The organism is Gordonia sp. i37, assembly GCF_002043085.1.
In the GTDB taxonomy this organism is placed as follows: domain Bacteria; phylum Actinomycetota; class Actinomycetes; order Mycobacteriales; family Mycobacteriaceae; genus Gordonia; species Gordonia polyisoprenivorans.
The window spans coordinates 1-19381 of sequence record NZ_MVPX01000009.1; the positions used below are offsets into that span (position 1 = coordinate 1).

Consider the following 19381-nt stretch of genomic DNA (forward strand, 5'->3'; position numbering starts at 1 on the left):
ATACGAGAGTGAACTTGATGCCTTGTGCGTCAACCTCATCGAGGAACTCGTGATCGAGGTGGGCATCACCGTAGATCAGTCCGTCGACCCGACGGTCGATCATCGCCTTGGTACGTGCGCGCTGAGCCTCGAGTCGGTCCAGCGAGTTGGTCACGAACGTCGACAGACCCGCTTCGCCTGCGGCCTCCTCGATCCCCTCATAGATGGTTGCCAGGACGTAGTCCTGCAGACGCGGCACCAACACCCCGATGAGCCCCGAGCGCCGCGTACGCAGGCTCGACGCCTGCGGATTGGGTGAGTAACCGTTCTCCGTGGCGAAGGTGCGAATCCGTCCTACCGTGTCCGCCGAGGCCCAGCGCAACGCATCTTCACCCGGGGTGTTCAGCACTCGCGAAACCGTCGATGGGCTGACGCCGAGCTCAGTGGCGATCATCCGCAAGGTCAGGGGTCCACGCACCCGCCCCATGGTGCCTCCTCCCTCGACGTCGGTGCCCCACGTTACAAGAGCCGTTACACAAACGTTTGGTGCAATTTACACAAACGATTGCCACAAACGTTTGTGTTGTGGTTTGCTGATCGACATGACCCAGTTCACACCCAGCGCGCCACCGTCTCCGACGTGCGCCGATACGGCGAAGAGGTGGCCCTGATGCCACGGATCGCCCTCATCGGAACCGGTGGGACGATCGCCTCCACTTCGACCGCGACCGGAGTCGTCGCCACCCGAACCGTCACCGAACTTCTCGGGACCACCGGACTCGCCGACGTGGAGGTCGAGTCGATCGATCTCATGACGGTGGGCTCCTACCGAATGACGCCTGCGCACCTACGCCGGATCAGCGACACCGTTGCCCAGCTCTTCGAGCGCACCGAGAATCCCGTCGACGGCATCGTCATCACCCACGGCACCGACACCATGGAGGAGACAGCCTTCCTCCTCGACCTGGTCCACGCCGACGCGCGACCGGTCGTCCTCACCGGCGCACAACGCGCCAGCGATGCGCCACACGGCGACGGTCCCCGGAATCTGGCCGATGCGGTCGCGGTGGCGGCCGACCCGCATGCCCGTACGCTCGGCACACTGGTCGTCTTCGCCGGACAGATCCTTCCCGCCGCCGGGACCCGCAAGCTCCGCACCCGCGCCCTCGACGCCTTCGGCTCCACCACGCGTGAGCCGCTGGGCGAGGTCGCCGACGGCAAGGTCGCCATCCGTGAAACGCCCACGCGACCCGCTGCGCTCCCCCGTCCCACCGACGCCTTCGACTCCACCCGCGTCGACATCATCGAGGTGTACCCGGGCGCCGATGCAACCCTGATCAACGCGGCGGTGGCCGCCGGTGCACGCGGAATCGTGCTGGCCGGCACCGGAATCGGCAACGCCAACCCGACGATCGTCGACACCTGCCGCCAACTCGCCGGTGACGGCATCCCGACGATTCTGGCCAGCCGGGTGCCGTTCGGCGAGGTCGCCGCGGTCTACGGGCACGGCGGCGGCACCGACATGGTGGCTGCCGGCGCGATCCTGTCCGGTTCACTGCCGGCCACCCAGGCACGCATCCTGCTCTCGCTGCTGCTGTCCCAATCATCGGACATCACAACCACTCTCACCCACATCATCAACACCTACACACCCACTCTGGAGGATTGACATGGCCAAGGACATCTTTGTCGCATTCGGGATCGACGTCGACGCCGTCGGCGGCTGGCTCGGCTCGTACGGTGGTGAGAACTCCCCGGGTGACATCTCCCGCGGAATCTTCGCCGGCGAGGTCGGGGTCCCGCGGCTCAACCAGCTGCTCGAACGCCATCAGCTTCCGGCGACCTGGTTCTGGCCCGGCCACTCCATCGAGACGTTCCCCGAACAGTTCGACGCCGTGGTCGCCGCCGGACACGAGATCGGACTCCACGGTTACAGCCACGAGAATCCGATCGCGATGTCACGCGAGCAGGAATCGGAGATCCTCGACCACTGCATCGACCTCATCGACACCCGTACCGGCAAGCGCCCCACCGGATATGTCGCACCGTGGTGGGAGTTCAGCAAGGTGACCAACGAACTGCTGATCGAGCGTGGCATCGCCTACGACCACTCCCTCATGCACCGCGATTTCGAGCCGTACTACGTGCGCGTCGGGGACTCGTGGACACCCATCGACTACGACCAGCCCGCCACCACCTGGATGAAACCCCTGCAGCGCGGCCAGGAGACCGACCTCGTCGAGATCCCGGCCAGCTGGTACCTCGACGACCTGCCTCCGATGATGTTCATCAAGGGCAGCCCCAACAGCCACGGATTCGTCAATCCACGGCACATCGAGGAGATGTGGCGCGATCAGTTCGACTGGGTGTATCGCGAGATGGATTATGCGGTCTTCACTTTCACCATTCATCCCGATGTATCCGGCCGACCGCAGGTGCTGTTGATGCTCGAGCGACTGATCGAACACATCAATGGCCACGACGGGGTCACCTGGACGACCTTCGACGCCATCGCCTCCGACTTCAAGTCCCGCCGGCCGCGCCAGAGCTGACCGGCAAAAGACCCGACGACGTGTCACCCCCTCCCCTCCGCTCTCACACCCTTTGACGAGAAAGACCCTCAGATGCCCACCCAATCCTCCACGCAGCTCGGACTGCGCCGGGTGACCGGCCGAGAAACCCGCCGCGCCTCCGGAATCGCCTTCTTCGCCTGGACAATCGCCGTCTACGACTTCATCCTGTTCGGGACATTGCTCCCGCGAATCGAGGAGTCGTTCGGCTGGACCACCAGCCACGCCCTGCTCGTCTCCACCCTCGTCAGCGTCGGGACCGCGATCGTCGTGCTGCTCGTCGGGCCGATGGTCGACAAGCTGGGACGACGCAAGGGCATGATCATCTCCGTCGCCGGGACCGCCGCGTCGTCGGCCGCCACCGCTGCCACCTTCGGCGCCGGATCGTTGATCGGTGTGCGCTCGATCAGCGGCCTCGGTCTGGCGGAGCAGTCGGTCAACGCCACCTACCTCAACGAACTCTATGAGCTGACCGAGGACGAGAAGATCAAGCGCCGCAAGGGCTTCGTCTACTCGATGGTGCAAACCGGATGGCCCGCAGGTGCGCTCATCGCAGCCGGCTTCGTCGCCATCGTGACCTCGATCTTCGGTGCCGACTCGTGGCGCATCGCGTTTCTCCTGGCCACCGTTCCCGCGGTGATCGTTGCCCTGATCTGTCGCTCGCTCAAGGAAAGCCCGCAGTTCGAGGCTCATCAGGCCATCAAGAAGCTGCGGGCGGACGGCCGCGACAAGGAAGCCGCAGCGCTGGCCACGGCCACCGCCACCGTCGAGCAGACCGCCGCGCCGTTCAAACGGATCTTCCAGGGTAAGCACCTGCGCAACACCCTCGTACTCTCGGCGGCGTGGTTGCTCAATTGGTTTGGCATCCAGACGTTCTCCGTCCTCGGCACCACCGTGCTGGAGAAGGGCAAGGACATCGATGCCTCGAGCACCCTGCTCCTCGTCGTCGTCTCCAATCTCGTTGCCGTTGCCGGATATCTGGCCCACGGGTGGGCGGGTGACCGATTCGGGCGCCGCAACACCATCGCGGTCGGCTGGCTGCTCGCCGGAATGTTCTTCGCGGCCATGCTGCTCGGTCCGTCCGGCCAGCTCTACGTCATGGTGACCTACATGATGGGCCTGTTCTTCCTCCTGGGACCGTACGCGGCCATCATGTTCTTCCAGGCCGAGTGCTTCGACACCGATTGCCGAGCAACAGGTTCGGCGTTCATCGGTGCGATGTCCCAGCCCGGGGCGATCATCTCGGGCTTCATCCTCACCGCCCTGACCGCGGCATCCATCGGCTACTCGACCGCGGCGCTCTGGGTGGGCGCGCTCGGCGCGGTGGCCTCCGGGGTGGTCGTTCTCGGTGCACGCAAGGTGTCGTCGCCGACTCCGGCGGTCGAGAACGCCGAGTTCACGTCATGAGTGAGAATCCCGTCGCGATGATCACCGGCGCGGCGTCCGGCATCGGGGCAGCGACATCGGTCTGCCTCGCCGAACGGGGGGTGCGCGTGGGTATCGGCACCTTCGGCGGCGATCCGCACGACCCCGAACACACTCTGCGTGCAGTACACGACGCCGGCGGTGAGGGACAGATCGTCGAGGTCGACGTCCGATCGACGGACTCGGTGAATGCGTTCGCCGACAGCCTCGTCGCCGCCTGGGGTCGGCTCGACATCGTGGTGGCCAACGCCGGGATCCTGCGGCAGGCCTCGTTCACGGACCTGCGCGACGAGCAGTGGCACGACCTCCTCGACGTCGACCTGCACGGTGTGATGCGCACGGCACGAGCAGGTTTGCGTCACATGGGTGCCGGCGGTTCGGTGACCGCGGTGTCGTCGATCGCCGGCGGCGTATACGGGTGGCAGGATCACGCCCACTACGCCACCGCCAAGGCCGGTGTCCTCGGGTTGATCCGCAGCATCGCCGTCGAATTCGGACCCCGACAGATTCGGGCCAACGCCGTCATCCCGGGTCTGATCCGCACGCCACAGTCCTCCGACGCGGTCAATTCGCTCGGTCCGGAAGGACTGGATCGAGCGGGCGATTACATCCCCTGGGGCCGAGTCGGGGATCCGCGTGAGGTCGCCGAGGTCATCGGCTTCCTGTCGAGTCCGGCGGCGTCGTACGTGAGCGGTCAGGCGATCGTCGTCGACGGCGCGCTGACCACCGCGATGCGCGACTGAGAGGAGCACGCAGATGTCTGAACTTCTGAAAGGCAAGCGCGCCTTGGTGACCGGCGGCGCGTCGGGTATCGGCCTGGCGATCGGATCGGCATTCGTCGACGCCGGCGCCACCGTCGTGCTGGCCGACCGCAACCCGGTGGTCGCGACCGTTGCATCCGAAATCGGTTCCGAGGGAGTCGTTCTCGATGCGACGTCGGAGTCGGCGATCGTTGGCGTCGTGTCCGACATGGTGGCCCAACTCGGTGGGATCGACATCCTGGTGTGTTCCCATGGGATTCTCACCCAGGCGCCGGCATCCGAGATGACGAGCGCCCAGTGGCGCGAGACGATCGACATCGATCTGACCAGTGTGTTCATGCTCAACCGGGCGGTGTTGCCGACGATGATGTCGCAGAAGGACGGCCGCATCATCAATGTCGCATCGCAATTGGCGATCAAAGGTGGAGTGTCACTGGCGCACTACGCCGCCGCCAAAGCGGGCGTCATCGCGATGACCAAGTCCATCGCGCAGGAGGTCGCCGGCGACGGCGTGTTGGTCAATGCGATCGCGCCCGGACCCATCGAGACACCCCTGGTCGACGGTATCGACGACGACTGGAAACGAGCCAAGCGTGCCGAATTGCCGTTGGGCCGCTTCGGCACACCCGAGGAGGTGGCACCCACCGCGGTTCTGCTCGCGTCGAATCCCGGCGGGAATCTCTACGTCGGGCAGGTCCTGGGTCCCAACTCCGGAGACGTGATGCCCTGATGTGCGGTGGATGTGCCGGGGCGCCGGTGGACTGGGCCGCTCGCTGGGTGAGCGGGCCGCGTCGGCGGGCGGCGGTTGCCCGTCGGCTCGCGCCACTGGCTCCCCGGCTGTCCATCAGGGTGATCACTCAGGGGTGGACGGTCGGCACCGCAACGGGAGCCACCCACGTGTGCCGGACCTACGACGACCTCGTCGCCACCGTCGCACTGCACAGCGCCCATCCCATTGCTCACCTCGCCCAGGTCGGGTTGGGCCCGGACTGGGACGAGGCGAGAAGGGCCGATTTGCCTCACCAGAGGTCGTAGGAGACGTTCACGTTCGGGTATCCGGTGTCGATGTGCGGGGCGTTGATGAAGTAGTGGCCGCCGCCGGAGGTTCCGGTCATCGCGGTGTTCACGTTGCCCGCCATGTTCTCGATCTCATAGGTGGCGCGCGGCCCGAAGGCGCCGATCCGGTAGTTGACGAAGTTCGTCTCCTCCGGGCTGTTCGGGGCGTTGGAGACCACGATCTCCGAGGCTCCGGGAGCCAGTGTCTGCCGCGGCGCCTGCACCCACTGGCCGGTGCCGGCCGTGGCGCCGTCCAACCATTCGGTCTTGTCGGTGTGGTTGGTGATCGTCATCGCGATCGTGGGCTCACCGGGATGGGTGACCGGGACGGTTCCCGCGCCGGCCAGTCCGGCACCGCCCAGTGCGAGACCGGTGGCGATGCCGATGCCGGCGATTCCGGCGAGTGCGCGGTTCTTCATGCTCTTCGAGATGTTCATGATGTTCCTCCTGTTCCGCGGGTCCTGGCCGGGAGTGGTCGGGGCTGGCGAAGTCGTTCGTTCTGACATCACTGACTTTGCCCGCCGCGCACCCGTTCCGAACCCCGCCGACCGGCGGATCCACCGGTGGATTCGTGCCTCCCCCGATCGGGGGATGCACAGCTACGAATACAACTTCCACCGATGTGGCCCGAAACCCCCGATTTTCGGGGTCGGTGGCGCGCTCACGTGGAATCTGTATTCGTATCGCGGCATGTGTCAGGCCGACCAGTCCTCGACAAGCGACCGGTCGTAGTCGGCGGCCGCCGCGGGAGCGCGCAGATGGTCACCGCGTCTGAGGATCGCTGTGAGGGTTTCGGCGACTTCGTCCCACGCGAACATCACGCGCTTGTAGGAGAACCGCAGCGGCAGGTAACCCAGCCGGTGCGCCATCTCGTCGCGGATGCGGTCTGCTTCACGCTGTTCCGGTGAGAGGTCATGGAATTCGATGCTGTCGAGTTCGATGATCAGTCGCCTGCCGACGACGAGATCGACCCGTCCGATTCCCTGAATGGTCACCTGCACCGCCACCGACAACCCCATCGCCAGAAGCCTCAGTCGCATGATGGATTCGGTCCCCGACTCGGCTCGATCGTCGCAGCGCTCCAGCAGCTTCCGAACTCGTTCGGGAGCGGCGGCGAACACCTCCCGCAGATCGCACATCTCTGCGAGACCTCGGTGAAGGATCGAGTCGCACACCGCGATGATCCCTTCGGCGTCCAGACACTTGATGGCATGGGCGAGAGCGGTGAGGACGTCGTCGACAGGGTAGATCTCCGGCAGCGGACGGCCGTAGCGGCGACAGAAGCGGTTCGCCCGACCACTGCGATGCCCGGACTCCCGCGACCGCACGTGAACCCGATTCCCGTGCGGCGGTACCCACACGTCGTGCAGGTCGAGCGCGGTCACACAACTGCACACCCCGTTGGCGGCAACAGCCCCCGCCACGCGGCTATCGGCGTACGGGGTCGCGTACCACCCGCGGCGAAGAGGACGTAGATCTCCGCTCCTGGCCATTCGCGTCACCTGCGATTGGCCCATTCCGCGTCGGGTGAGTTCAGCGAACGAGAAGACACCGAACCAGCGGTCATCGGCGGCTGAGGTGAGATCGGCGGGAGTCATGACCCGAGAGTGTGCCGTGTGATTGCCCGGATTCCGGGCCTCGATCGCGCTCCGCGGCGAATCTGTGGACAACCGCGGTACCCGACAGCCCGGGTGTGAATACAGCTTCCACCTGAGCGGACCACCGACCCCGATTTTCGGCCGTTTTCGCGCGATTCGGTGGAAGTTGTATTCGTACACCCGCGCGTGCCCGGGCCCCAGCCCCCGGACACCCCGTTCACCCACCAAGCGCTCGCTTGGTTTGTTAGGTTCGGTCACGGCACAGTGATCGAGGAGCGCGAACACGTATGGGATTTCTCCAGCAGAACACCCCCGACATCGACTTTCCCACCTGGAGCCAGGGCAGCCGCGCCGAGAAGATCAAGCCGATGGCGCGGCACTGGGCCGAGGTCGGTTTCGGTACGCCGGTGGCATTGCACCTGTTCTATGTCGGCAAGATCCTCGCCTACATCGTCATCGGCTGGGCGATCGTGGTGGCCACGCCCGGTATCCACGGCATCCTCGATGTCACCTCCTGGTACAACGAGCCGATCGTCTTCCAGAAGGTCGTGCTCTACACGATGTTGTTCGAGGTCGTCGGATTCGGTTGCGGCTTCGGCCCTCTCAACAACCGATTCTTCCCGCCGATGGGGTCGATCCTCTACTGGTTGCGCCTCAAGACCATTCGCCAGCCACCCTGGCCCCAGCTCCCACTCACCGCCGGCGACACCCGCGGCCCCTTGGACGTCACCCTCTACGCGGCACTCCTGGTGATGATCGTGGTGGCACTCGCGAGCTCGGGATCACGCTCGACCGGCGACCTGCACTCCGATGCCGGGGTTCTGCCGATCTGGCAGATCGCGACGATCATCGCACTGCTCGCAGTCCTGGGCCTGCGCGACAAGACGGTCTTCCTCGCCGCCCGCGGCGAGGTGTACGGCGCGTTCTGCGTGACGTTCCTGTTCGTCGGCACCGACATGATCCTCGGCGCCAAACTCGTCTTCCTCGTCATCTGGGTCGGCGCGGCAACGAGCAAACTCAACAAGCACTTCCCGTTCGTGATCGCCACGATGATGTCGAACAACCCGATCTGGCGGTCGCCGGCCATCAAACGCACGTTCTTCGAACACTTTCCGGACGACCTTCGTCCCGGACGACGCTCCCGCGCGATCGCGCACGTCTCCACCGCCGTCGAAGGCCTGGTGCCACTGGTGCTGTTCTTCTCCGGCGGCGGATGGCTCACCGCGGTCGCCGCCGCGGTCATGCTGATCTTCCACTTCGGCATCCTGTCGTCGATCCCGATGGGCGTACCGCTGGAGTGGAACGTCTTCATGATGTTCGGGATCGTCGCCGTCTTCGTCGGGCAACCCGGCATCGGCCTCGCCGACCTTCACTCCCCGTGGCCGATCGTGCTGTTCGCCGTGTCGGCGGGAACGGTGATCCTGGGAAACCTGTTCCCGCGCAAGGTGTCGTTCCTACCCGGGATGCGCTACTACGCGGGCAACTGGGACACCTCGCTGTGGTGCGTCAAGCCGTCGGCGTCGGCGAAGATCGAGAGCGGCATCGTCGCCATCGCGTCCATGCCCGCCGCACAACTCGAACGGTTCTACGGCAGCCCGGAGGCCGCACAGATCCCGCTGTACATGGGATATGCGTTCCGCGCGTTCAACAGTCACGGCAGAGCGCTGTTCACTCTCGCCCATCGGGCCATGGCACCGCATGACGAAACCGGTTACGTCCTCACCGATGGTGAACGGATCTGCAGCACCGCGATGGGCTGGAACTTCGGCGATGGCCACTTGTCCAATGCGCAGCTCATCGAATCCCTGCAACGCCGTTGCCATTTCGAGCCCGGCGAGGTCCGCATCGTCCTTCTCGATGCCCAGCCCATCCAGCATCAGACCCAGCAGTACCGGCTCGTCGACGCCGCCACCGGAGAATTCGAACGCGGCTACGTCAACGTCGCCGACCTCGTCACCCGCCAACCCTGGGACGACGATGTGCCGGTCACCACGACCTGGCGAGCCGACAGCCCTTAGCCATCACCTGCGGATGACAGACAACGCGCCTCAGCCCCGATACACGGTGTCGATCGTCAGCCGGTGCCCGCCGAGATGAGGGGCACGCGGGCTGACGGTCACGTCGTACACACCTGGCGCGCCCGGTGAGACGATGTCGGCGCCGGGCAGGCCGATGAAGCCCGGCCCCGAGAAGTGGCGGGTGAAGGTTGCGGTGTGCCCGTCGGCGCGGCTGGTGAAGACGAAATCGACGTCGAGAGAACAGGACCCGACGCCATAGAGGGTGCCGTTGGAGACGAGGTCGGCTTCGTTCGGGTAGTGGCTGACGCCTGCGGTGAGGGTTCCCGCGCACGTTCCGGTGCTCGCCAGTGTGTACAGGGTGGTGCTGGTGTTGCCGTCGTCGGCTGCGGCAACACCGGTTCCGAGTGTCGTGGCAACGGCCGCGGTCGCGGCGATCGCGGCCCAGCGCGCCACGCTGCCCCACGAGGTCGGTGATGGAGTCGATGTCATGGAAGCCGTCCTTCTCCCCGACTAGTGCCTGTGTGGGGGATGTCGTTGCAGCCACCCTGATCGTTACCACTGCGAACATTCTGCCCGTGGGACCTCTCCCGCACACCGCTGCGGTCCCGGCAACCCACACCTGGTGGCGTATAGTCCCAGGTAGCTGATTCGCACTCATACCCAACGTGGACGCGTGGTCGTGTGTTGGGTCATCCAATGCGGGAAGACCGCAAGTCAGGAATGTGCGCAGTGAATGCAACCCCCGGCCGACCCTCGGTGACCCTCGGTGACCCTCGGCCCCACGCGAGTCCGCTTGTGCAGCGACCCGAAAGCCGCGGTGGCCGGGGCCTGGTATCCCTACACCGTCCAGATCGCCGACGAGTTGAGCCGGTTGTCGACGGCGGTGGCGCCGATCCTCGGTGAGATCACGGCGATCGAGGTCAATTGGCAGAGCTTCCGCCGGTACCCCGGCCTCGATTCCGCGGATGCGCCTGCGGTCCCGCCGCTGATGACGCTGACGACACCCACGACGACGGCGTCGCTACTGGTGATCCCGTCGCGCACCGGGTCGGCGCTGGCCGCGCTGCTCCTGCGTCTGGCCGGTCAGACCGAGATCACCGACGGTCGCATCCATTCACTGGATGCCCGTCGCGCTCAGCAGATCCTGGCGCGGGCCGGGCAGTATCTCGCAACCGCCTGACCCGCACGCACACTCAGGTCCGGGAGCGCTGCACCAGCCCGAGTATCCACAGCAGGATCACCGATCCGAGGATCGCGGTGAACAGCGTGAACCACCAGCCACCTGACGCGGTGTCGACGAAGAAGCTCAACAGGAAGCCGCCGATCAGCGCGCCGACGATGCCGATCACGATGTTGAGCAGCAGGCCCGAGCCGCCGCCCTTCATGATCTTCCCGGCGATCCAGCCGGCGAGGGCGCCGATGATGATATAGCCGATCCAGCCGACGCTTGTGGTGGTCGACGATCGGGCGAGAATCTCGGTTGCCGCGAGTGTGGTCATCGTGAACTCCTCTGGTTGGCTCCGTTGCCTCTGAGGGCGACGGTAGTCCACGCGGGGCGTCGTCGTGGCCGATCGCTGTGGGCCCAAAGCTCGGCACCCGACCGTCATCGTCGTAACCTCGGGCGATGACCTCCGAGTTCGCCCTGCTTGCCGAGATCGCCGACGAGGTCGGCCGCACCGAGCCGCTGCCGCAGGTCACCCGCGTCGACGCCGACGTCGCCGGGCAGCGGATCAGCGCGCTCGCGTGGACGCCCGCGTCACCACGGGTGGTGTTGCTGCACGGCGGCGGGCAGAACGCCCACACCTGGGACACGATGATGCTGCATCTCGACGTGCCCGCGCTCGCCGTCGACCTGCCCGGCCACGGGCATTCGTCGTGGCGCGACGACCACGACTACCGCCCGCACGTCAGTGCCGACACCCTCCTCCAGGTCCTGCGTGAACTCGCCCCCGACGCCGACCTCGTCGTCGGGATGTCGCTCGGCGGTTTGACGACGCTGCGGATCGCCGCGATCGCGCCCGACTCGGTACCGCGGGCCGTCCTCGTCGACGTCACACCCGAATCACCGCGTCGCGCTGCCGATCTCACTGCTTCCGCGCGCGGTACGGTTGCGTTGATCGAAGGGCCGCAGGAGTTTTCGACACTCGAGGAGGTCGTCGACCTCACCGCCGCCGCATCCCCGAATCGTTCCCGCGCTTCGGTCCGTCGGGGCGTCATCCACAACACACGCCAACGCGACGACGGTGCGTGGGTGTGGCGTTACGACCGGATTCGCGAGGCACCCGATCCGGCACCGATGTGGGAGGACCTCGCCGCGGTGCAGGCGCCACTGACCCTCGTCGAGGGCGGTCGCTCACCGTTCACCACCGACGACGACATCGCCCGCCTCCGTCGGGTCCAGCCGTCCGCCCAGGTGATCACCGTCGCCGATGCGGGCCACTCGGTGCAGAGCGACGCGCCGGCCGAGTTGGCGGAAATCATTCGCCGACAACTCGATTGATGCTCCCGGCCATGCTACTCCTCGTCACTCATTCCCCGACGTGACAGTTCGTTGGCGTCGGCCCATCCGACGATGTCGCCGCGATTGATGGCGACGGCGAGCAGGTCGGGGAAGGCGTCGGGGGTGCAGGCGAAGGCCGGGATGCCCATGGCCGCCAGTGCTCCGGCGATCTCACGGTCGAAAGCCGGTGCACCCTCGTCGGACAACGCGAGCAGCACCACCACCTGTACGCCCGAGGACTGCATGTGGGCGACCCGCTTGAGCATCTCGTCGCGCACCCCGCCCTCGTACAGGTCGGAGATGAGCACGAAGATGCTGTCGTTGGGCCGGGTGATCAGGTCCTGGCAGTAGGCGATGGCCCGGTTGATGTCGGTGCCACCACCGAGCGCGGTTCCGAACAGCACGTCCACCGGGTCGTCGAGGTGGTCGGTCAGGTCGACGACCTCGGTGTCGAAGACCACCAGCGAGGTCCGCACCGACCGCATGGTCGCGATCACCGCACCGAAGATCGACGCGTACACAATGGATCTCGCCATCGAACCGGACTGGTCGATCGCGAGGATGATGTCCTTGCTCACCACCTGGGCGCGCCGCCCATGCCCAACGAGGCGTTCGGGAACGATGGTCTTCTGCTCGGGCAGATAGTTATGCAGGTTACGCGCGATCGTGGCGTTCCAGTCGATGTCACGCAGTTTCGGGCGGTGCACGCGGCTGGCACGGTCCACCGCGGCACCGACGGCGCTGCGTGTGCGTTCGGCGATCCGCTTCTCGACCTCGTCGACGACCTTGCGTACCAACGCCCGCGCGGAAGCCTTGGAGCTTTCGGGGATCGCGCGGCCGAGACCGATGAGGGTGGTGACCATGTCGATGTCGGGTTCGACGCTGTCGATCAGTTCCGGCTCGGTGAGCAACGCATGCAGGTTCAGTCGGGTCACGGCATCGTGTTGCATCACCTGAACGACGGTGGACGGAAAGTACTTTCGGATGTCCCCGAGCCACCGCGCGACCGACGGCGCTGATGCCCCGAGTCCGCCACGTCTGTTGGTGGAGTCCGCGTCATAGAGTGCGGCGAGTGCGCCGTCCATCTCGAGGTCGGCGCCGCCGAGTCCGGCGAACTGTTCGGCGGCGGGTTCACCGAGGACGAGCCGCCATCGCCGGTCACGCTGATGCGCGCCGTCTTCCGCAGGGGCAGTATGCAGGTCGGTCATGGCAACCCCAGGAGTGCGGCGATCGTGGCCACCGCGGGCGCGGCGAGCTCGGCGTCGAATATGGTGGCGGCGTCGGCATCCTGGCTGAAATGGCCCTGATCGAGTGAGGCGACACGGTTGCCGATGTTGCGTCGCACCGATCGGTCGAACAGACCGAAGGTTCTGCGCAGCAACGGGAGAACGTCGGTGAAGTCTTGGTCGGTCAGCCCGGTGAGCCAGCCGTCGAGGACGGCGAGCAATTCCCGGTCGTGTACCAGCAACAGTCCACCGTCACCCAGGAAGCCTTCGATCCATTGGGCTTTCGCGGTCGGCGTGGCGCCGCTCGAGAGGGCGAACCGTACCCGGGCCGCGGCGACGGCGGTGTCGATGTGGTCGCCGTCGAGCAGTAGCCGGGTCGCCCGACCCACGAGGAGCCCGTTGACGTCGGTGCGGTCGGCGATGATCCGCACCGCGGCGGTCCACCTGGTGCGATCCTCGTCGGAGAGCAACGCGACCGTCTCGTGGACGGCGTCGACGTGCTCCTTGAACGAGCGGGCCGCGTCGTCGTTGAGGTTGGAGACGGCGCCGGGGATGCCGATGCAGATCCGCAGCAGCAACGACGAGGCGACCTCGCCGAGTGCGCCGGTGTCGGTGCCGCGGACATCCCCGTAGCGCCGGGCCCGTCCCAACGCCGGCAACGCGGACATCAGTTGTGCCACATCGTGGTCGACGGCGACCCGGTCGGCCAGTGCGGAGAGTACCGCGGGCACAGCGTCGACGAGCTCGGCGGGCAACGCTGCCTCGAGGGCAGCGGTGACATCGCCCAGAGACTCGCCGCGGGTGGCGCGGTCGATGATCTTTGCGGTGGCCGCGGCGCGCACCGTGGTTCCCCAGACCGATGCCATCACCACGTCGACGACGAACTCGGGTCGCCACGCCAGGGTCCATCCCTCTTTGAACGTGCCGGTCCCGCGCACCTCTGCGGGTGTTCCCCACGTGACGCTGAGGATCGCGAGGCGATGCAGCAGCAGTGATTTCGCCTTGTCGGCGGGTTTGCGAAGATCGACGACGAGTTCCCGGGCGACCGGATCCATTTTCAGCCGAGCCGATTTCGCGGCGGCGGTCACGTCGGCCTGCAGGGGTACGACGGGCGCGTCGTCGGGGACGCCGCCGAGTCGCTCCCCGATCACCGCTTCGCGGTACATGAGGTCGGCGAGGCCCGAATCACCCTGGCACATCACCGATAGCGTGGCCTCGTTGATCTCGGCGAGTCCGGGTAGCGGGCGGTGGCGCATCAGTGCGAGTGCGTCGGCGAGGCGTGCGGTCTCGATGATGTGCGCCGACGACACGTCGATGTCCTTGTCCCGCAGCAGGTTGGCTTGATGGATGAGCCAGCGCACCACGACGTCGTCGGTGGTGGCGAACAGATGGTGGTACCAGCCCGGTGAGATGACGCCGGCGGCGTAGCCGGATGCGCTGGCTAGGCGGGAGTGGGTCCACGGTACCCACGCCACCCGGCTGCGGACCTTGCGCATGCCCTTGAGCAGTCGGGTGTCGGCGACGGCGGGTGGCAGTTTCCCGGACACCGCCGGGACATGCCATGCCCCACAGACGATCACCACGCGCTCCGCGCCGGGCGCCTTGAGTGTCTTCCGGAGCATCTGCCGCATGTGGGCTTCGCGGCGTGCCTCATGCAGGCGTTCGGGATTCGGCTCGTCGGGCTCGACGGGTGTCTCGTCGTCGCGCAGTGCGGTCATGGCGTCGGCGATCGCCTCGAATCCGCCGGTTTCGCCACGGGTTTCGACGACGTCGTCCCACCAGCGTTCAGGATCGCTGTAGCCGGCTACGGCGGCGAGCCGGCCGATCGGGTCGGCGCGAGTGGGGTCGAACTCCTGGTCCCGATCAACCGGTCCGGCGTGATGGGCCAAGACGAGGGAGGTCGGCAGGTCACAGAACTCGACGGGCACACCTGCCCGGGTGGCCCACCGCATCGCCTGCCATTCCGGGGAGAACTCGGCGAACGGCCAGAACGCGGCGCGGGACGGGTCGTCGGCGGCGTAGCCGAGTAACGCGACCGGCGGCGCCATTCCGGGATCGACGATGGCGGCGATCAGGTCCGACGCGTCGGCCGGGCCCTCGATGAGCACCGCGTCTGGCCGGATGCGGTCGAGTTCACCGAGAACCGCTCGGGCCGAGCCGGGTCCGTGATGGCGGATGCCGAGCACGTAGGTGCCCGGCGCCACGACGGGTGCGCTGAGGTCCTCGACGGTGGTGGGTGGCATGTGCTCAGCTCAGTGCCGATCGCGCGGCACGGTAGAAGTCGGCCCAGTCGTCGCGCTCGCGCACAACGCTTTCCAGGTATTCGGTCCAGACGACGGCGTCGGCGGACGGGTCCTTGATGACCGCGCCCTGGATTCCGGCAGCGACGTCGGCGGGGCGCAGCACACCGTCGCCGAAGTGCGCCGACATGGCGATGCCGTGGGTGATCACCGAGATGGCCTCCGCGGTCGAGAGGGTGCCGCTGGGTGTTTTGACCTTGGCGCGGCCGTCCTCGGTGACCCCGGACCGCAGTTCGCGGAAGACGGTCACCACGCGGCGGATCTCGTCGGCGGCGGTGGGCAGATCGGGTAGTTCCAGTGTCTTGCCCAGTGCGGCAACACGTTGGGTGACGATCGAGACTTCTTCGTCGGCGCTGGCGGGCAGCGGCAGGACGACGGTGTTGAAGCGTCGGCGGAGCGCCGAGGAGAGGTCGTTGACGCCGCGGTCGCGGTCGTTGGCGGTGGCGATGACGCTGAATCCCTTGGTGGCCTGCACTTCCATCCCGAGTTCGGGGATCGGGAGCGTCTTCTCCGACAGGATGGTGATGAGTGCGTCCTGCACGTCAGAGGGGATGCGGGTGAGTTCTTCGAGACGCGCGATCTTGCCCTGCTGCATGGCGATCATGATCGGTGAGGGCACCAGCGCCTCGGTCGACGGTCCTTCGGCGATGAGCCGGGCGTAGTTCCAGCCGTAGCGGATCGCTTCCTCCGGTGTGCCTGCTGTGCCTTGCACGAGCAGTGTCGAGGTGCCGCTGATGGCTGCGGAGAGATGTTCGGACACCCAGGTTTTGGCGGTGCCGGGCACTCCGAGGAGCAGCAGGGCGCGGTCAGTGGCCAGGGTTGCCACCGCCACCTCCATGATGCGGCGTGGGCCGATGTACTTCGGGGTGATGACGGTGCCGTCGTCGAGGGTGCCGCCGAGCAGGTAGGTGACGACCGCCGACGGCGACAGCAGCCAGCTGGCCGGTCGGGCGGCGGTATCGTTGCGGGCCAACGCTTCCAGCTCTGCGGCGTAGAGCTGCTCGGCATGTGGGCGGAGGAGTTCGTTGTCGGTGGTCACTCAAGCTCCCTGTCTAGGACGGATCGGATGCGTAACGCCTCGGCGAGCGTGGCAAGTTGGGTGGTGACGACCGGATACGTCTCCCGCGCGGCGTCGACCGTCGCTCGCCAGGTATCGGTGGCGGGGAGTCCGGTTGCCATCATGTCGAACCAGGTGGCGGTGCCGCGCGGAATGAACTTCTGGCTCACCACCATCTTCAGGACAGCGGTGAATGCGCTGCGCGCCAGCGCTTCCGGCCACGGCGTGGGCAGAGCACCGAGTGCGACGAGTTGCCGCTCCGCCGTCAGCGTCGTGAACGTGTCGATAACGACCTGCCGATCGGCGATCGACACCACCATCGACAAAGCTTCGCGTTGCGCGAGAAGCGCGGTGGCCCAATGGGAGTCGGAGAATGCGATGGCTGCCGTGCACAGTCCGCGGATCAGCGCGATCTCGTCGGCGTCGATCGCGGCGACGATCTCGTCGGGTGACAACTCGAAGTACTCCTCCCACGATCGCGGCGGGATTCTGGAGACCAGTTGCGTCAGGACATGTCTGCCGACTCCGATACCGCGGGGCGCGGTCAAGGAGATCCCGTCGCGTGCCAGCGCGGGATCGGGTGCGGTGGGCAGGGTGACGCGCACGCTGCGATGACGGACGAGGCCTCGACGTTGCGTGCCGAGTTCGAGGAGGCCGCTCGCCGCGGCGATGAGCCGTCGTCGGTGCGCCGACCCGTCGAGATGGTCGAGGATCTCCGCGGCGCTCGCACGCACCTTGGCACGACGATCGTCAAGAGCGCGTTCGAGGAAGTCCTCGTCGGCGGCCGACAACCGGCGAGAGAGGATGGGCAGCAACAGTTCCCGGTCCGGTCCGCTCTCCGTCGCCCAGCCGGACGCGAGGAGTTCGCGGGCGGCGTCGGGTTCACGTTCGCGCAGTGCCGTGAGGTACGCCGCACGGTCGGCGAGCTCGCCGTGAGTCCAGTCCGAGTCGTCGAGATCTTCTGTGGCGGTGAGGGTTGCGGCGTCGTCGAGAACCGCTTTCAGCTCGGGCGCGTGACGGGCGAGCCACCGGCCGCGGGGGCCGACGATCACGGTGATCGCCGGGCGGACGTCAGCGGATCGTGCGGTGCGTCGCAGCAGGTCGGGCAGCATCGACGGCGGTGGGCGCAGACCCGACGCCGCGAGCCGGTTCAGGCACCACTGTGCCATCCCCGGCGACAGCGCGAGCGCACGCTCGGCGTACGCGGCGGCCAGTGGCGACATCGGGGGTCGCGGATCGTCGGGTTCCTCGGGGATGGCTGTGGCGCTGGTGGTTTCGCATCCGGTCGCGGTGTGCGCTGCGGCGGTCAGTGCGGCCATCTGCAGGCTGAGCACCGCCGGGTCGGCGATCTCGGTGGTGAGGTGTGCACCGATGAGCGGGTCGGCGCCGTCGACGCCGATCGGTCGGGTGCGTACGCCCACCAGCGCCGCCGACACCACCTCGTCCCAGGTGCTCACAGTCCTATCACCGTGCCATCCACCAGCACCGACGCCACGTCGAGCCCCTGCGGGCCGAGATCACCGAACACGGCGACGTCCGCGCCACCGGTGAGCGCGAGCAGCAGCGCCCACCGATCGGCGAGGCCGGTGAGCGGGACCGCGATGGCGTCGGCGTCGATGAGCGCGGGCGTCGCGTCGTCGGTGCGGCCGAGCCGTCCGGAGACGAGGACCGGCCAGGTCTGTGCCCACGGGTCGTCGGCGATCGCGCGGGCGCGGACGTGTCGGGCGGCGGTGAGGGTCATCGGTTCCAGTGTGCCGACGGGGTCGGCGGCGGGTGCATCCGATGGTGGTGTGGTGTCGTCGTACACGCACCGAAGGCGTGGTGTGCCCGGGTAGAAGTGCATGGTGGTGGCGATCGCCTCGCCGGTGACCGGTCGCAGTGGCAGGGTCGCGCCGGTGGGCGCGTAGTCGAGCACCATCCCGTAGCGGCGCGCGGTGGCACCCCACAGCCAGGTGCGTCGGCTCAGCAGGCCGTCCTCGTCGGTATCGCGGCGGCCCACGCACAGCCAGGTGTCGGCGATCCCGTCCGTGGCGAGCACGTCGGCTTTGGCTGTCGGATAGCCCACGTGTCGGCGGACGGTGGCCGCGAGATCGTCGGGGAGTTCGTCGAGGCGTTGGTGGGCGACGCTCAACGACCACAGGCGGCCCAGCTCTTCGAGGAGGCGGGCGGGCCAGTCGACCGCGGCGGAATCAACGCCGGAGAACAGCGCGGGCAGGCGTCGGACGCGGGTTGCCAGTCCGGGTGCCTGGGCGTCGACGAGCCGTGCCGCGACGGCGTCGAATCGTCGGTAGGCGTCGACCTCTGCGCCGGCGAGGCCGTTGCCGACCTGATCGGTCAGCCACAGTTGCAACTCATCGATACCGGACCGGACGCGTTCGACGCGCTGCGCGGCGGTCTTGGCGGCGCGGTCCGGATCTTTCGGCGCGGACGGTTCGGCGGATTTCTTGGTCGCGCGATCGGCACGTCCGGCCTGCCATGCCGCGGCGTAGTCGGCGGGTTCGGCGGCGTCGGGGACCTCGTCCTGCGACCACAGCAACAGCAGCCCGAGTGCGTGTTTACACGGGAATTTGCGTGACGGACAGGAGCATTTGTAGGCGGGTGCACCGATGTCGACGATCGTTTGGTACGGCGTCTTTCCGCTGCCCTTGCACAGGCCCCAGACGAGGGTGTCGGTGGCGCCGGTGCCCGTCCACGGGGTGGGGGTGGCGAGTTTCTGGCCGGCCTTGACCGACGACGCGTCGGGTGCGAGCGCCAACACCTGATCCGCCGACCATCGCCCACCCATGGCAGACAATCAACCACAGTTCACTGACGTGCACCATGGGTGGTGGTCAGTGTCATCCGGGTGGGCGACCGTCGTCACTCGACAGCTATCCGCTCGGTGATTGACG

18 protein-coding genes are annotated in these 19381 nt (G+C 67.0%); 8 read left to right on the forward strand and 10 right to left on the reverse strand.

The window, feature by feature from the left end; all coding sequences use genetic code 11:
- The coding region (locus B1964_RS00300; RefSeq protein WP_139765569.1) for a LacI family DNA-binding transcriptional regulator at positions 1 to 466 on the reverse strand (466 nt) is incomplete at its 3' end.
- 183 nt (positions 467 to 649) lie between these two features.
- On the opposite strand from B1964_RS00300, the gene B1964_RS00305 reads away from it, so the two are divergent.
- The 5 genes from B1964_RS00305 to B1964_RS00325 all read left to right on the forward strand — a co-directional run bounded on the left by B1964_RS00305 (position 650) and on the right by B1964_RS00325 (position 5465).
- Complete coding sequence (locus B1964_RS00305) at positions 650 to 1648, forward strand: asparaginase (RefSeq protein WP_079928386.1); 999 nt, start codon at positions 650 to 652, stop codon at positions 1646 to 1648.
- A 1-nt stretch (position 1649) separates the two neighbouring features.
- Entirely contained in the window at positions 1650 to 2531 is an 882-nt protein-coding gene (locus tag B1964_RS00310; RefSeq protein WP_020172795.1) for a polysaccharide deacetylase, read from the forward strand.
- A gap of 72 nt (positions 2532 to 2603) precedes the next feature.
- On the forward strand, positions 2604 to 3956 hold the full coding sequence (locus B1964_RS00315) for an MFS transporter (RefSeq protein ID WP_079928364.1): 1353 nt from the start codon (positions 2604 to 2606) through the stop codon (positions 3954 to 3956).
- On the forward strand, positions 3953 to 4717 hold the full coding sequence (locus tag B1964_RS00320) for an SDR family NAD(P)-dependent oxidoreductase (protein ID WP_079928365.1): 765 nt from the start codon (positions 3953 to 3955) through the stop codon (positions 4715 to 4717). Before B1964_RS00315 ends, B1964_RS00320 begins: the two co-directional genes overlap by 4 nt.
- Positions 4718 to 4730: 13 nt before the next feature.
- A complete protein-coding gene (locus tag B1964_RS00325) occupies positions 4731 to 5465 on the forward strand; it encodes an SDR family NAD(P)-dependent oxidoreductase (RefSeq protein ID WP_079928366.1) in 735 nt (244 codons plus the stop codon).
- Between the two features lie 289 nt (positions 5466 to 5754).
- Here the strand turns inward: B1964_RS00325 and B1964_RS00335 are convergent, their stop codons facing one another.
- Together B1964_RS00335 and B1964_RS00340 are read right to left on the reverse strand one after the other, a co-directional pair.
- Positions 5755 to 6228 carry a hypothetical protein gene (locus B1964_RS00335; RefSeq protein WP_079928368.1) on the reverse strand — a complete coding sequence of 158 codons (474 nt, stop codon included), beginning with the start codon at positions 6226 to 6228 and terminating at the stop codon, positions 5755 to 5757.
- Positions 6229 to 6486: 258 nt separating this feature from the next.
- Positions 6487 to 7389: a type IV toxin-antitoxin system AbiEi family antitoxin domain-containing protein gene (locus tag B1964_RS00340; RefSeq protein ID WP_079928387.1), complete on the reverse strand. Its 903-nt coding sequence runs from the start codon at positions 7387 to 7389 to the stop codon at positions 6487 to 6489.
- Between the two features lie 287 nt (positions 7390 to 7676).
- Between B1964_RS00340 and B1964_RS00345 the strand changes: the two genes are divergently transcribed.
- On the forward strand, positions 7677 to 9407 hold the full coding sequence (locus B1964_RS00345; protein WP_079928369.1) for a DUF3556 domain-containing protein: 1731 nt from the start codon (positions 7677 to 7679) through the stop codon (positions 9405 to 9407).
- A gap of 30 nt (positions 9408 to 9437) precedes the next feature.
- Here the strand turns inward: B1964_RS00345 and B1964_RS00350 are convergent, their stop codons facing one another.
- Entirely contained in the window at positions 9438 to 9896 is a 459-nt protein-coding gene (locus tag B1964_RS00350; protein ID WP_079928370.1) for a hypothetical protein, read from the reverse strand.
- 277 nt (positions 9897 to 10173) lie between these two features.
- On the opposite strand from B1964_RS00350, the gene B1964_RS00355 reads away from it, so the two are divergent.
- Positions 10174 to 10587 carry a DUF5994 family protein gene (locus tag B1964_RS00355; RefSeq protein WP_172398704.1) on the forward strand — a complete coding sequence of 138 codons (414 nt, stop codon included), beginning with the start codon at positions 10174 to 10176 and terminating at the stop codon, positions 10585 to 10587.
- A gap of 13 nt (positions 10588 to 10600) precedes the next feature.
- On the opposite strand, the gene B1964_RS00360 is transcribed toward B1964_RS00355, so the two are convergent.
- Complete coding sequence (locus B1964_RS00360; RefSeq protein WP_006369004.1) at positions 10601 to 10906, reverse strand: GlsB/YeaQ/YmgE family stress response membrane protein; 306 nt, start codon at positions 10904 to 10906, stop codon at positions 10601 to 10603.
- 125 nt (positions 10907 to 11031) lie between these two features.
- Between B1964_RS00360 and B1964_RS00365 the strand changes: the two genes are divergently transcribed.
- A complete protein-coding gene (locus B1964_RS00365; protein ID WP_079928371.1) occupies positions 11032 to 11907 on the forward strand; it encodes an alpha/beta hydrolase in 876 nt (291 codons plus the stop codon).
- A 14-nt stretch (positions 11908 to 11921) separates the two neighbouring features.
- On the opposite strand, the gene B1964_RS00370 is transcribed toward B1964_RS00365, so the two are convergent.
- The 5 genes from B1964_RS00370 to B1964_RS00390 are packed head-to-tail and all read right to left on the reverse strand — an operon-like array spanning position 11922 to position 19275.
- Entirely contained in the window at positions 11922 to 13115 is a 1194-nt protein-coding gene (locus tag B1964_RS00370) for a VWA domain-containing protein (RefSeq protein ID WP_079928372.1), read from the reverse strand.
- Complete coding sequence (locus B1964_RS00375; protein ID WP_079928373.1) at positions 13112 to 15376, reverse strand: DUF5682 family protein; 2265 nt, start codon at positions 15374 to 15376, stop codon at positions 13112 to 13114. Before B1964_RS00375 ends, B1964_RS00370 begins: the two co-directional genes overlap by 4 nt.
- 4 nt (positions 15377 to 15380) lie before the next feature.
- Positions 15381 to 16472, reverse strand: coding sequence for an AAA family ATPase (locus B1964_RS00380; RefSeq protein WP_079928374.1), 1092 nt, complete (start codon positions 16470 to 16472; stop codon positions 15381 to 15383).
- Positions 16469 to 17947: a DUF5691 domain-containing protein gene (locus B1964_RS00385; protein ID WP_079928375.1), complete on the reverse strand. Its 1479-nt coding sequence runs from the start codon at positions 17945 to 17947 to the stop codon at positions 16469 to 16471. Before B1964_RS00385 ends, B1964_RS00380 begins: the two co-directional genes overlap by 4 nt.
- Positions 17944 to 19275 carry an SWIM zinc finger family protein gene (locus tag B1964_RS00390; protein ID WP_079928376.1) on the reverse strand — a complete coding sequence of 444 codons (1332 nt, stop codon included), beginning with the start codon at positions 19273 to 19275 and terminating at the stop codon, positions 17944 to 17946. Before B1964_RS00390 ends, B1964_RS00385 begins: the two co-directional genes overlap by 4 nt.
- Between the last annotated feature and the right edge of the window lie 106 nt (positions 19276 to 19381).